Source organism: Streptomyces sp. NPDC102360 (assembly GCF_044766085.1).
In the GTDB taxonomy this organism is placed as follows: Bacteria; Actinomycetota; Actinomycetes; order Streptomycetales; family Streptomycetaceae; genus Streptomyces.
Map to the genome: position 1 here is coordinate 1,404,902 of NZ_JBIWLG010000001.1, position 13,423 is coordinate 1,418,324.

At 70.4% G+C, this 13,423-nt stretch carries 10 protein-coding genes and 1 pseudogene; 4 read left to right on the forward strand and 7 right to left on the reverse strand.

Features of this window, described 5'->3' with window-relative positions; all coding sequences use genetic code 11:
* The first annotated feature begins 73 nt into the window (after window positions 1-73).
* Both ACIRHA_RS06345 and ACIRHA_RS06350 read left to right on the forward strand, forming a co-directional pair.
* Window positions 74-1,408, forward strand: a complete 1,335-nt coding sequence (locus ACIRHA_RS06345; protein ID WP_403840511.1) for an oligosaccharide MFS transporter — start codon at window positions 74-76, stop codon at window positions 1,406-1,408.
* Window positions 1,409-1,484: 76 nt separating this feature from the next.
* Entirely contained in the window at window positions 1,485-2,414 is a 930-nt protein-coding gene (locus ACIRHA_RS06350) for a carbohydrate kinase (RefSeq protein ID WP_403840514.1), read from the forward strand.
* 103 nt (window positions 2,415-2,517) lie between these two features.
* Here the strand turns inward: ACIRHA_RS06350 and ACIRHA_RS06355 are convergent, their stop codons facing one another.
* Window positions 2,518-3,552: a LacI family DNA-binding transcriptional regulator gene (locus ACIRHA_RS06355; protein ID WP_403840517.1), complete on the reverse strand. Its 1,035-nt coding sequence runs from the start codon at window positions 3,550-3,552 to the stop codon at window positions 2,518-2,520.
* Between the two features lie 162 nt (window positions 3,553-3,714).
* On the opposite strand from ACIRHA_RS06355, the gene ACIRHA_RS06360 reads away from it, so the two are divergent.
* Complete coding sequence (locus ACIRHA_RS06360) at window positions 3,715-4,782, forward strand: LacI family DNA-binding transcriptional regulator (protein WP_403842137.1); 1,068 nt, start codon at window positions 3,715-3,717, stop codon at window positions 4,780-4,782.
* 48 nt (window positions 4,783-4,830) lie between these two features.
* On the opposite strand, the gene ACIRHA_RS06365 is transcribed toward ACIRHA_RS06360, so the two are convergent.
* Genes ACIRHA_RS06365 through ACIRHA_RS06380 form a run of 4 tightly spaced genes read right to left on the reverse strand, consistent with a single transcriptional unit; the run spans window position 4,831 to window position 9,474 of the window.
* The gene (locus tag ACIRHA_RS06365) at window positions 4,831-6,252 is read right to left on the reverse strand and encodes a glycoside hydrolase family 32 protein (RefSeq protein WP_403840519.1); all 1,422 of its coding nucleotides are present in this window, start codon (window positions 6,250-6,252) and stop codon (window positions 4,831-4,833) included.
* The gene (locus ACIRHA_RS06370) at window positions 6,249-7,073 is read right to left on the reverse strand and encodes a carbohydrate ABC transporter permease (RefSeq protein WP_403842140.1); all 825 of its coding nucleotides are present in this window, start codon (window positions 7,071-7,073) and stop codon (window positions 6,249-6,251) included. The genes ACIRHA_RS06365 and ACIRHA_RS06370 overlap by 4 nt, the downstream gene beginning before the upstream one ends.
* Before the next feature lie 23 nt (window positions 7,074-7,096).
* Window positions 7,097-8,041 (reverse strand): carbohydrate ABC transporter permease, encoded by a 945-nt coding sequence (locus tag ACIRHA_RS06375; RefSeq protein WP_403840522.1) that lies wholly within the window; start codon window positions 8,039-8,041, stop codon window positions 7,097-7,099.
* A complete protein-coding gene (locus ACIRHA_RS06380) occupies window positions 8,038-9,474 on the reverse strand; it encodes an extracellular solute-binding protein (protein WP_403840524.1) in 1,437 nt (478 codons plus the stop codon). The genes ACIRHA_RS06375 and ACIRHA_RS06380 overlap by 4 nt, the downstream gene beginning before the upstream one ends.
* A gap of 284 nt (window positions 9,475-9,758) precedes the next feature.
* Here ACIRHA_RS06380 and ACIRHA_RS06385 point away from each other — a divergent pair, with 284 nt between their 5' ends.
* Window positions 9,759-11,312: a glycoside hydrolase family 32 protein gene (locus tag ACIRHA_RS06385; protein WP_403840527.1), complete on the forward strand. Its 1,554-nt coding sequence runs from the start codon at window positions 9,759-9,761 to the stop codon at window positions 11,310-11,312.
* A 144-nt stretch (window positions 11,313-11,456) separates the two neighbouring features.
* Here the strand turns inward: ACIRHA_RS06385 and ACIRHA_RS06390 are convergent.
* Both ACIRHA_RS06390 and ACIRHA_RS06395 read right to left on the reverse strand, forming a co-directional pair.
* Window positions 11,457-11,881: pseudogene (locus tag ACIRHA_RS06390) on the reverse strand (DUF1206 domain-containing protein); the annotation flags it as partial.
* An 818-nt stretch (window positions 11,882-12,699) separates the two neighbouring features.
* Window positions 12,700-13,377: a GntR family transcriptional regulator gene (locus tag ACIRHA_RS06395; RefSeq protein ID WP_403840530.1), complete on the reverse strand. Its 678-nt coding sequence runs from the start codon at window positions 13,375-13,377 to the stop codon at window positions 12,700-12,702.
* Window positions 13,378-13,423 lie beyond the last annotated feature (46 nt).

Consider the following 13,423-nt stretch of genomic DNA (forward strand, 5'->3'; position numbering starts at 1 on the left):
CGGAACAGTCTGTTCCGGCATCATGAGTCGGCGCTGCGCGGGACACCGCAGTGCCCAGCGCGAGGGAGCGCCCATGACCACCCAGAGCCCGGCCACCGGGAGCCGAGCCGCTCAGAGCCCCGCCGCGACCGCCCCGGGGAGAAGCAGGCGCGGCCTGAACTTCACCCTGATCAGCGCGGCACTCTTCATGTTCTTCGTGACCTGGTCGCTGTCCTGGTCACTGTTCTCCATCTGGCTCACCCAGGACATCGGCCTGAGCGCGGGCCGCAGCTCCCTGGTGGTCAGCGCCAACGCCATCGGCTGCCTGGTGACCATGCCGGTCTACGGCTTCATCCAGGACCGTCTCGGCCTGCGCAAGAACCTCCTGTACTGGATCGGCGGGCTGATGCTGCTCGTCGGCCCGATGTACATCTACGTCTACGGACCGCTCCTGAAGACCCATTTCGCGATCGGCCTGATCGTCGGCTCCGCCTATCTGGCCATGGCGTTCGCGGTCGCCGTCGCCACGCTGGAGAGCTACGCCGAGCGCCTCGGCCGCTTCCACGGCTTCGAGTTCGGCCGGGCCAGGATGTTCGGCTCGCTCGGCTGGGCCGCGGCGACCTTCTTCGCGGGGCGCCTCTTCAACATCGACCCCGACCTGAACTTCTGGGCCGCCTCCGTCGCCGCCGCCGTCTTCCTCGTGCTCCTGGTGGCGATCCGCGTGACGAACGGCCGCCGGGCCGCCGCCGTCGACCACGCCGCTTCGTCCGTCTCGGTCGCCGACGTGAAGTCGCTTCTCGCGTACCCGGCGTTCTGGGGGCTGCTGCTCTTCGTGGTCGCGGTGACGGCGACGTACAACACGTACGACGCGATGTTCCCCTCGTACTTCGCCTCGCTCTTCTCCACCACCGCCGACGGCAACCGCATGTACAGCGACCTCAACTCCGTCCAGGTCTTCCTGGAGGCGGGCGGCATGGCGCTCGCGCCGTTCCTGGTCAACCGGCTGGGGCCGAAGCGGTCGCTGCTCGTCTCCGGCTTCGTCATGGCGACCCGGATCTGTCTGTCCGGCCTGGTCACCGATCCGGTCGCGATCTCCGCGGTGAAACTCCTGCACGCGGTCGAGCTGCCGATCATGCTGATCGCGATCTTCAAGTACATCAACCGGCACTTCGAGCCCCGGCTCTCGTCCTCGATCTACCTCGTCGGCTTCCAGCTGGCGACGCAGATCGGCGCGGCCGTCATCTCCCCGCTCGCGGGTATCGGCTACGACAGCATCGGCTACGCCCACACGTACCTGATCATGTCGGGCTTCGTCGCCGCGTTCACCCTGCTCTCGGTCCGCACCCTGCGGACCGACGGGAAGGGGTTGCCGGAGGCCGTGGCGCCGATGGCCACCACGGAGCAGGCTCACGAACCGGCCAAGGTCTGAGCCCCCGCCCTCTCTGCACGAGCGGCTTCAGCACAAGCAGCTTCAGCACAAGCAGTCTTGCGAAAGGAACACCCCTGTGATCGTCGTCGCCGGTGAGGCATTGATCGACCTGGTGCCGCAGGCCCATGGTGACGTGACCGCGTCCCTGCTGCCCGCGCGCGGTGGTGGCCCGTACAACACGGCCATCGCGCTCGGGCGGCTCGGGGCGGGGGTCTCCTTCTGCTCGCGGATCTCGACGGACGCGTTCGGCACCTCGCTCGTCGAGCGGCTGCGCGCCGAGCGGGTGGGCACCGGACTCATCCAGCGCGGCCCCGAGCCGACCACGCTCGCCCTCGCCTCGATCGACGCGGGCGGCTCGGCCGCGTTCAGCTTCTACGTCGAGGGCAGCGCGGACCGGCTCTTCGAGCTGCCGGGTGAACTGGCCGCCGACACAGGGGCGTTGTCGCTCGGGACATGTTCGCTCATCCTCGAACCGGGGGCGAGCGCGTACGAGGAGCTGATGCGGCGCGAGGCGGGGCGCGGGATCTTCATCGCGCTCGACCCGAACATCAGGGCAGGCCTCATCCCGGACGCGGGCGCCTACCGGGCCCGTTTCAAGAGCTGGCTGCCGTACGTCTCCCTGCTGAAGCTGAGCGAGGAGGATGCGGACTGGCTGGGGTCCGATGTCGAGGGGTGGCTCGCGGCAGGCCCGGCCGCCGTCGTGATCACCCGTGGCGGCGACGGGCTGACGGTCTTCACCCGGGACGGCCGGGAGTTCTCCGTGCCCGGCGAAGGTGTCGACGTCGTGGACACGATCGGCGCGGGCGACACCGTGAATGCCGCGCTGCTGTACGCGCTGTCCGAGCGGGACCTCCTTTCGGCGGGGGCCCTCGCCTCGGTCCCGGGCCGAATGTGGAGGGAGGTGCTCGCCTTCGCCGCCCGCGCGGCGGCGATCACCTGCTCTCGGGCGGGGGCCGAGCCGCCGAACGCGAGTGAGATGCGGACTGCCACCGGGGCCCTTTGTTGATGATGCGGGGCTTTGCGCCGGCGGAGTCGTGGATCAGGGCCGGAGCGGCTCCGCGCGACGAGCCGTCGGCAGCCCGTGGTGGGAGCGTGCTGCTGCGGCTCCTTCAGTGCGCACCTGTCGGCGGGCGGACCGAGTCCCGGGTGACCACGGGGCACGTCAGGCGGCGCGCGGTCTCCCGGGCCACCGGCTCGTCCGCTTCGGAGGCGTCGAGCAGCATGCGGACCGCTGTCGCGCCCATCTCGTGGTGCGGGAGCGCGATGGTCGTCAGGGCGGGGACCAGGTGGCCGGCCACCTGGTCCTGGTCGTCGTAGCCGACCAGCGACAGTTCGGTGGGTACGTCGATGCCCAGGCGGGCCGCGGCGAGCAGCGCGCCCGTGGCCATCCGGTCGTTCGCGCAGACCAGGCCCGTCGGCCGGGCAGGACCGTCGAGCACCTGCATCGCCGCCGCGTACCCCTCGTCGATCTGCCAGCCCGCGCGGAGCACCCACTCCTCGCGGGCGGTGATCCCGGCGGCCCGCAGTCCGTCGCGGAAGCCGCGCGCCCGGTCCGACGCGGCGATGTCACCGGTCGAGCCGCCGAGCAGCGCGATGTCGCGGTGTCCCGCCTCGATGAGCACGTTCACCGCGGAACGGCCGCCCTTGCGCTCGTCCGGCACGACCGAGGCGTACGAACCGGGCTTGCGCGGCAGGCAGTTGGCGAGCACCGCCCGGGACGGGGCGATGCCCTCGGGTACGTCGGTACGGCGCATGGACATCGCCGCGTACACGATCCCGTCCACCCGGCGGGCCCGCAGCTCGGCGACCGCCTCCGCCTCGGCGGCCTGGTCGAGGCGGGACTCCAGGAGCAGCACCTGGTGCCCGCGCGCACGGGCCGCCTCCATCGCGCCGAGCACCAGACGGCCGGCGAACGGGCTCGTCGCGATCTCGTCGCTGAGCAGTCCGATCACCGCGCTGCGCTGCTTGCGCAGCGAGCGCGCCACCTCGTCGGGGCGGTAACCGAGCTGATCGGCGGCCTTCCTGATCCGCGCCTGGGTCTTGGCGGAGAGATTGCCTTCGGCGCGGCCGCTGAAGACGAAGGACACGGCGGCGCGTGACACCCCGGCAAGCTCGGCGACATCGAGGGCGGTGGGGCGGCTCACGTCGTGTCTTCTCCTGATGAGTGGATCGGTGGGTGGCTGCGGGCAACGATCGGCACCGCCAGTATCGCCGGAGCGTGCGGCCGTGTCGGGACGCAGGGGGCGCGGCTAGTCTGACGTGGATCAAGACGGGGCACGCGTGCGGCATCGAAGGGGGCGGGGAACATCGAGAACGCCGACAGCCCGGGCAGGGACGCGGGCAGGTCCGAGCGGCCGACGTCGAAGGACGTCGCGCGTCTCGCCGGTGTCTCGCACACCGCCGTCTCCTTCGTCTTCAACGGCCGGGCCGAAGGCAATCTCTCGCCCGCCACCCAGACGCGCATCCGCAAGGCCGCCGAGCAACTCGGCTACCGGCCCAACGCCGTCGCCCGCGGTCTGCGCCGCCGTCGAACAGCCGTGATCGGCCTGGTCACCGACCACATCGCCTCGTCGCCGTTCGCCGGGGCGCTGCTGCGCGGCGCTATGGAGACCGCCTGGAACCGCGAACACCTGGTGCTCACCGTCGACTCCACCGGCGACCCGGCCAAGGAGGACGCGGCCGTCGCCGAGCTCCTGGACCGGCGGGTGGACGGCATCATCTACGCCGCCATGTCCCTGCGCTCCACCCGTGTCCCCGCGGGTCTGAAGCGCACCTTCGCGGTGCTCGCCAACTGCCTTCCCGGCGACGGTTCGCTGGCCGCGGTGATCCCCGCCGAGCGGGCCGGCGGCCGGGCGGCGGCCAAGCTCCTCCTCGACGCAGGGCATCGCAGAGTCGCCCTGGTCGGCGGGCTCGACGACATCGCGTCGGCGGAGCGCCTGCGCGGATTCCGGGACGCGCTGCGGACGGTGGGGGAGCGCGCCGGCGAGGACCGGATCGTGCGCGGCGGAGGCGAGATCTCCGCCGGCTACGCGGGAGCGATGCGCCTGCTGGACGGGGTGCCCGCCGGGCAGCGCCCCACGGGCATCGTCTGCTACAACGACCGGGTCGCGGCGGGCGTCCTGCACGCAGCGGCCCGGCTCGGCATCGACGTCCCCGGTGAGCTCTCGCTGGTCGGCTACGACGATCAGGAGCACATGGCGGAGTTCCTGGACCCGCCGCTGACCACCGTCGCGCTGCCGCACCGTGCGATGGGGGAGGTGGCGACGGGGCTGCTTCTGGACGCCATCGAGAACGCCACGCCGCCTGCCGTGGAGGTCCGGCGTCTGGAGTGTCCCGTGGTGGTGCGTGACTCGGTGGGGCCGCCTCGTTCGTGAGGGCGCGGAGCGCGGCCCGTCCGCGGGGCGCGCTGTGCCGAGGCCGGTTCACTCGTGCCCCGGCGGTGTCACTTCCCAGCCGGTGGCCTTCGCGCCTTCTCCGGCGACCGTCAGCTCGGCGACGTCGTCCGGGCGCCTGTAGATACGTTCTGTCGCCACCGCGCGGTCCGCCACGAAGAGCTCGAGCAAGGAGCCGTCGACCAGGATGCGGACGTCAAGTCCCGGTGGCGAGGCCGGAGTTGACTTCAGCGTGATCGGTGCCGCGCGGTCGGGTCGTTCGCGGGGCCAGCCGGTGCGGTCCAGCGTCGCCGTGCCCGCCGTCGGGTCGAGCGTCAGCGTCAGCTCCGCGCCCGACGCCGCCCGCAGCAGGGTGACCGTGGTGGAGGCGACGGCGGTGACCTCGATGTCGTACGCGAGAGGGAGTGGCGCCCGGCTGTCCTGCTCCGTCACGAACGGCCGGTGCGCGCGCAGCAGTTGGAGCTCCGGTGCCGGGCTGACGCGTACCGTGCCGTCGGGGTGCGTGCCGACGACCCGTGGCGCCGTCAGGACACCGGACCAGCCGGCATCGTCCACCTCCCGCTGCCCCCGCGCCTCCCAGGACCAGCCCCACAGCAGACTCCGGCCCGCCGCGGTGTCGTGCAGCACGGCCGGCGCGTAGCAGTCCCTGCCCAGATCGAGCGGACCGCCCACGTGAGGCGTAAAGCCGTTCAAGTCACCGTCGCCCGCCGTCGTGAGACGCCCCGTCAGGTACCCCGTCGACACCGGAGTCCCGTCCCACAGCGACACCACCAGTGTCCAGTCGCCGCCGTCCCCCTCGAACAGCTGAGGGCACTCCCAGCCCACCGCGCCGGCGCCGAACGCCTTCTGAGCCACCGGATCGTGTCCATCCACCAGCACTCCGGCGAAGCGCCAGGACGTGAGGTCGTCGCAGTCGTACAGGAGGACCGATGGTGTGCCGTCGGCGTGCCCCGCGCCGACTACCGCCCAGCGGCGCCCGTCGTGCCGGAAGACGAACGGGTCGCGGAACATCGTCACGTCGAGGCCCGGTGGCGGTCCGGGGACGACCGGCTCGGGCAGGGTGTGCCAGGTGGTCAACTCCGGGGAGTCGGGGGATGCCTGGGCCAGGCAGATGGCGCCGAGCCCGGTGTGCGCGTGGTCGATGCCGGTGTAGACGGCGGTGGGGATGCCCGCGTCGGCCACCACACAGCCCGACCAGCAGCCACCCTCGTCCGGGCCGCCCGGTGTCGGGGTGAGCGCGATGGGGTGGTGCTCCCAGTGTGCGAGGTCGGCGCTGGAGACGTGGCCCCAGTGCATGTTCGTGTGCACGGGGGCGTCGGGATTGTGCTGGTAGAAGAGGTGGTAGCGGCCGCGCCAACGGAAGGGCCCATTGGGGTCGTTGATCCAGTTCGCGGGCGGTCTGACCCGGAAGCGCGGGGCGTGGACGTCGGTTTCGAGGCGGGGCGTGCTCAACGGTTCACTCCAGCGGATGTGATGCCCTCGCGCAGCGGGCGCTGGCCGACGGCGAAGACGGCGATGGCGGGGATCATGGAGAGCACGACACCCGCGAGGACCACGGACACGGATCCTGTGCCGAGGTTGCCCTGGAGCGACACCAGGCCGAGCGGCAGCGTGAAGTTCTCGGTCGACGTCTCCAGGATCAGCGGGCGGAAGAACTCGTTCCAGTGGTAGTTGAAGGCGAGGACGCCCACGATGGCCAGGCCGGGCGCGGCCAGTGGCGCGTACACCGAGCGGAAGATCCGCCAGGGTCCCGCACCGTCGATCATCGCCGCCTCGCCGAGGTCCTTGGGCATGCCGAGGAAGTACTGCCGCATCAGGAACGTCCCGAACGCGGTGGGCCAGGCGGGGATGATGAGTCCGAGCAGTGTGTCGGTCAGGCCCATCGACTTCAGGACGAGGAACACAGGGACGATCGTGACCTGCAACGGCACCATCATCGTCGCGAGGACGAGCCCGAACAGAGGTTTCTTGAACCGGAAATCGAGGCGCGCGAAGGCGTATCCGGCGAGCCCCGCGGTGATCATCTGGCCGACCGCGATCAGCGCGGTCACCAGGGTCGAGTTGAGCGCGTACAGCCATACGTCGATCTGCGCGAAGGCCTGACGGTACGCCTCGGTCGTCGGCGCGGACGGAATGAGCTGCGGGGGCAGGTCGAAGGACTCGGCGGGGGTCCGCAGCGAGGTGGACACGGTCCAGATCACCGGACCGAGGGTGAGCAGCGCGACCACGGTCAGGCCGGTGATCCGCGCCCAGGAGGACAGGCCGTACTTCATACGGTTCACAGGGATCACCGGGCTCACTGGTAGTGGACGAATCGCCGGCTGAGCCGGAACTGGAGGGCCGTGACCGCGAGGATCAGGGCGAAGAGCAGCACGCCGACCGCCGAGGCCTCGCCGAACCGCAGCTGCTCGAAGGCGCTCTGGTAGATGACCATCACGACGGTGCGGGTGGAGTCACCGGGCCCGCCGTCGGTCAGGACGTACGGCTGCTCGAAGACCTGAAGGGCGTTGATGATGCCCACCACCGAGGCGACGAGAAGGGTGGGCGAGAGCAGCGGCAGGGTGACGGCGAGGTGCTTGCGGATGCCGGTGGCCCCGTCCAGCGACGCGGCCTCGTGGATCTCCTTGGGGATGTTGTTGAGTCCCCCGATGAAGAGCAGGAAGGAGAAGCCGAACTGCTGCCAGACGTAGACCAGGACGACCGCCGCCATCGCGGAGTTCTCGGAGGTGAGCCAGGGGATCGGGTCGATGCCGACATGGCCGAGCAGCCAGTTGACCACCCCGAACTCCTGGTTGAAGAGATACTTCATGACCACCGAGATGGATGCCGCGGACAGCACGAGCGGGAAGAAGAACGCCGAGCGGAACGCCGAACGCAGCCAGCCGGGCAGCCGGTTGTTGAGCGCCAGCGCGAGGGCGAGCGCGAGCAGCAGCTGCAGAGCGACCGCGAAGAACATGAAGAGGAGGGTGTTGGTGAACGAGACGCGGACCGTGTCGTCGGTGAAGACCTCGCGGTAGTTGTCGGTCCCGGCGAACGTCGGCGGGTCGATGACGTTCCAGTGGAAGAAGCTCAGGACGACGGACCCGACGATCGGTACGACGGTGAAGACGAGGACGCCGATGACGGTCGGCGCGAGGAAGAGCGCGGCCAGGAGGCGTGATCCACGGTCCCGGGCGGTGGGCCGGGGCTCCGGCTTCCCGACGGCGGCCCTAGCCTCTGCCCGTTGCTGGGTGGTTGTCATGCGTCACGCTCCATGGCCTTCTCCAGATCGCCCTGCAGCCGCCGCAGTGCGGGACGCACCCCGCGCGGATCGGCGAGCGCGGTGCCGGTGTGCTTGAGGAGGAGCTGCTCGACCTCGGCGACCTGGGGCGGTGCCGGGATCGGTCCTGTGGTGGGGAACTTGTCGAGGGTGTCGTAGAAGACCTGCCAGTTCGTCGGGCCCGTCTTCGCGTAGCGGTCCGCCTGAGCCATCGAACGACGCGCCGGGGTCGTCTGGTTGGCCACGAAGAGCTCGGCGAGGACGTCCTTGCGCACGGAGTACTTGATGAACTCCCAGGCCGCGTCCTGCTTCTTCGACGTGCGCAGGAGCGCGAAGCCGGCGGCGCCGAACTGGTGGCGCTGGGTGCGCCAGCGGGGGAAGTACTGCACGTCGTACTCCGTGCGCCGCATGCCCGCGTCGTGCAGTCCGCCCGCCCAGAAGCCGCCCGCCGGGGTGACACCGACGCGGCCGGTGGAGAAGACACCGACCAGGTTGTCGCCGTTGCCGCCCTCGGGGCGTGAGCAGAGCCGGTCCTGGATGAGCGAGGCCAGATGGTCGTAGACCTCCTCCACGCGTTCATGAGTGGCCTGCGGGGCGCGCCAGCGGAAACCGCCGCCGCGGCCACGGCGTTGGGCCGCCGGATAGAAGCCGTCCCAGAGCCAGTCGCCGCCGGGCGCCTTGGACTCGGCGAGGATGTTCGTGTCGTTGGCGAACAGCCAGGGGACGACTCCGCCCCACAGACGATTCGTCCAGAAGTACGGCGTGAAGTGCGAGCCGCCGGTGCGTTTCATGTCCCGCAGCAGCGCCGTGAAGTCGTCGCGGGTCCAGTCGGGCGGCGGCAGCTCGGCGCCCGCCTTCTTCAGGACCTCGCTGTTGAGATACATGTCGGCCGCGTTGAACTCGACGGGGAGCTGATAGAGGCTCCCCTCGTACATCATCGACTCGACGAGGGACGGATGGACGTCCGCGAAGTACTCGCGCAGCTCGTCCGCGTCGCGCCGCACCAGGCCGTCGAGCGGGACACCGAGGCGCTGGGCGAAGAGCTGCACGCCCTCGGTGGCGACATAGACGAGGTCGGGTTCGGTGCCCGCGGCGATCTGGGTGAGGATCTTGGCGAAGAAGTCCGACCAGTCGGTGGCCTGGATCGGCAGCAGGCGCAGCTTGATGTCGGGATGCAGCTTCCGGAACCCCTCGCGCAGAGTGCGCTGCGCCGCCGGGTCGAAGGTGGAGCCGAGCGTGGCGACCACCAGCGAGTCGCCGTCCCGGCCGGGGATGTCGGCGCCGGTGAGCCGGTCCCAGCCGGCTGCGGTGCCGGCGAGTGCGGCGGCGCCGGCGCCGTAGCCGCCGTAGCCGCCGTAGCGCAGCAGGGTGCGGCGGGGGAAGGTGCGGTCGGGAGGGTGGGGCGAGTCGGTCATCGGAGGGCCTCACTCGTGACGGGCCTAACTCGTGTTAGTAGACTTCCGTGACCCAGATGATGAGAACCCCGTTACGCCGGTGTCAAGGACCCTGCCGCGCTTGACCTTTAACGAGTTAGGTCTCTTGACCTTTAACGAGTTAGGTCTACAGTCCTGTCCCAGCGTGGACCGGCGCCGACGAGCGAGGTCCCGCCTTGGGCCGCCAGTGTCACGAGCTTGAGTCGCCGGTGTCACGAGCCAGAGCCGCCATGTCAGGAAACGTGTCAGGAAAGGGACGAGTGACGATGCGAGACATGACCAGAAGGACGCTGATCCGGGCCGGAGCCGTGGGCGCGGTGCTGGCCGCGATACCCGCGGGATCGGCGGCCGCCCTGCCCGCCAAGTCCGGTAAGCAGAGCGCGAGTTACCGGGCCGAGTGCCATTTCACGGTCCCCGACCAGTGGAAGAACGACCCGCAGAAGCCGATCTGGATCGACGGCGAGTACCACTACTACTACCTCTACAACGCCGACTATCTGGCCGGAGGCACCTCCACCGGCACGGCCTGGCGCCTGGCCACCAGCACCGACCTGGTCTCGTTCAAGGACCGGGGTATCGCGATCCCCAAGGACACCACCGCCAACGGGGATGTCTGGTCCGGCTCCGCGGTGGTGGACACGGACAACACCGCGGGCTTCGGCGCGGGCGCGGTCGTCGTCCTTGCGACCATGGAGCCGGACGGGACCACCAACGGCCAGGCCCAGTACCTGTGGTACTCCACCGACAAGGGCCGCACCTTCAAGAACCACGGCACCGATCCCGCCGTCCCCAACCCGGGCGTGCAGGACTTCCGCGACCCCAAGGTGATCCGGGACGAGGAGCGCGACCGCTGGGTGATGGTGCTCGCCGAGGGCACCAAGGTCGGCTTCTACCACTCCGCGAACCTCAAGGACTGGACGCACGTCGGCGACTTCGTGAAGGAGGGCATCGGCGTCCTGGAGTGCCCCGACCTGTTCCGCATCACCACGGCCGCCGGCACCGCGAAGTGGGTGCTCGGGGTCAGCGCCAACGGCAAGGCGGCCGGCCTGCCCAACACCTACGCGTACTGGACGGGTGAGTTCGACGGCACCACGTTCACGCCCGACGCGCCGGACCCGCAGTGGCTCGACCACGGCTTCGACTGGTACGGCGCCGTCACCTTCGAGAAGCACGCCGCGAACGGCGCCGTCGACCCGGCCCTCCGCTACGCGATCGGCTGGCTCAACAACTGGGACTACCCCAACACCACCCCGACCATCGACGCCGACGGCTTCAACGGCACGGACTCGATCGTCCGCGAGATCACCCTGCACCGCGCCGCGTCCGGCACCCACTACCTGGCGTCCCGCCCGGTGCAGGCCCTGGACCAGCATGTCTCACGGACCGTCGACCTCGGCGACGTGACCGTCGACGGCCAACTGGTCCTCGACTACACGGGTACGGCGTACGAACTGTCCACCGAGATCACCTGGGACCAGCTGACCGGCGCGGGCGTCCAGCTGCGCAGATCCGCCGACGGCAGCCGGCACATCGACGCGGGCGTGTACGGGGACTACGCCTTCGTGAACCGCCGGGGCGCCGCCAACCCCGACACCTCCGGCAAGTGGCAGGAGAGCAAGAGCCCCTTCGACGCGTCGGCCCACAAGGTCACGCTGCGCGTCCTGGTCGACCGCACCTCGGTCGAGGTGTTCATCGACGACGGCCGGCACACCCACTCGATGGAGGCGTTCCCCTACCTCACGGACACCCGGCTCGCGCTGTTCACGATCGACGGCAAGGCGGTCTTCAGGAACACCGTGATCCGGGAGTTCACCGTCTGAGCGGTAACGAGGACGCGGCGTCCCGCTGCTGAGAGAAGTGGCCCGGTGGCCCTTTCGGTACGGCTCGGGGACACCCCAACTCCGGCCGGTCCTGGCGTCTGTGATCTTGTCGTCGTACGCGCAGTGGGTTCGCCTCTCCGCCGGTCAGGCCTTGCGCCAGCGGGCGTTGGCCCAGGAGAACGCGCCGAAGGCCATGAGGCCGAGCGCGATCAATGCCGGCAGCCAGGGCCCGGCGGGAGTGTCGGTGAAGGCGCGCGGGGTGTCGTCCACGCCCTTGGCCTTGCCGGACTCGGGCCGGATGGCCGCGGCGAAGGCGATGGCGATGGCGATGGCGATGGCGAAGGCGATGGCGATGGCGCCGGCGACGCAGAAGACCGCGCCCCGTGCTGTGCCGCCGAAGGCCCCGTCCGCATCGACCGCCTGACGGGGCCGCCTCGACATCTGGGACATCTTCAGGTGCTTGCGGAACTTGCGCAGGAGGGCCCTGACGGCGAGCGACAGGCCGCTCACGGCCAACGCGGCACCGGCGACCCCAACGGGCCGCCGGGCCAGTCCAGCGCGTTGGCCGTGGTGGCGCTCAGGCCGCACCGTGGCACCCGGGCCGTATCGTGGCACCCGGGCCCGCGTCGATAAGCCGCATACCCCGATCGACGCCGCCCGCGCCCTGGCCGGCACCGGCCCTGACCATCCCGGCGACTGGTCGCCCGTCGAGCGCCGCTTCCGCGACGGGCGCACCGAGACCTGGTGGGCCGCCGACACCCGCCTCGGCGGCTATGGCCCCGATGGCCCCTGCCGCCTGGCGGTGGCCACCACCGACCGGACACTCTGCCCGAGAAGGCCGCCTGGTGCCCGGCCACCAACCTGCCCCACCCCGATACCCAACACGCCGCCACCAGCCCACATCCGCCCGCCGACTTCGCCGAGATCGTCCGTCTCGCCGGGCTGCGGCCCTGGATCGAGCAGAGCTACCAACACATCAAGGACGAACTCGGCTGGGCTGCCTTCCAGGCCCGCTCCGGCCGCGCCATCCGCCGCCACCAGACCCTGGTGAGCTGCGCGTTCTCCTTCTTCTGGGACCAGTGGCTCGCCCCGCCCGGACCGCCGGATGCCACCGCGCCGGATCCCTGCCCGGCCGAGACACCAGAGAGGGGGCTCCGCACCACACCACCAGCCCCAACTTCCTTGCTGGCCCAGGGCGTTACGTGCCGCTGGGGCCGGGCTCACTCCCGCCACGACCCTGCACCGCTGGTGGCACGCATGGACCGACCAGGACCCGCCGCTCGAACTCCAGGCACTCCTCGGCGCCGTCACCACCGGCAGATCCCTTGATCTCTACCGACGGGTTCAACGAACTGCCGGTAGGTAGGACCGTCGAGTAGTCAGGCGCCTATGCGTGGGTCTCGCGGTCCTCGAGAGCGCTGATGGCCGTGGCGGTAAGGCTGTTGGTGATGTGATCGCGCATGAGCTGTGCGGCCTGGTCGGCCTGGCCGTCCACGATGAGGTCGACCAGGCGGCGGTGCTCTTCGTGGTCGCGGGTGCGCGGCTCGTCGCCGGGCGGCAGATCAAGGCCGAGGCGGCGGTAGCGGTCGGACTTGTCCCACAGGTCGTCCAGCATCTTGATCAGCAGATCGTTGCGGGAGGCCCGGTAGAGGGTCTGATGGAAGACGCGGTGGGCGGTGAGGGCGTCCTCGCCCCACTGGCGGGTCACCGGCAGCAGCTGGTCGACCGCCGCGCGCATCGCGGCGATATCCGTCTCCGTGCGCCGCCGCGCGGCCAGTTCGGCGGCCGTGGGGTCCAAGGAGAGGCGCACCTCGAAGAGTTGGCGGGCCTCGTCCGCGGTCATCGTGGACACCCGCACATCCCGATGCGTGTCGACGGTCAGCAGGCCCTCGCTGCTCAGCCGGCGGATCGCCTCGCGCAGCGGCGTGATGCTCATGTTGAGCGAGTCCGCGAGATCGTACTGGGCCAGGCGTGAGCCGGCCGGGAGGCTGCCGTTGAGGATCTGGTCGCGCAGCTCCGCGTAGGCGAGGTCGCTCTTGCTGAGGAACATGTTCTGGCTCGGCATCGCCCTGTGACCGCTCCTTTTCCCGAGGTCCCCACCCTTGACAGCT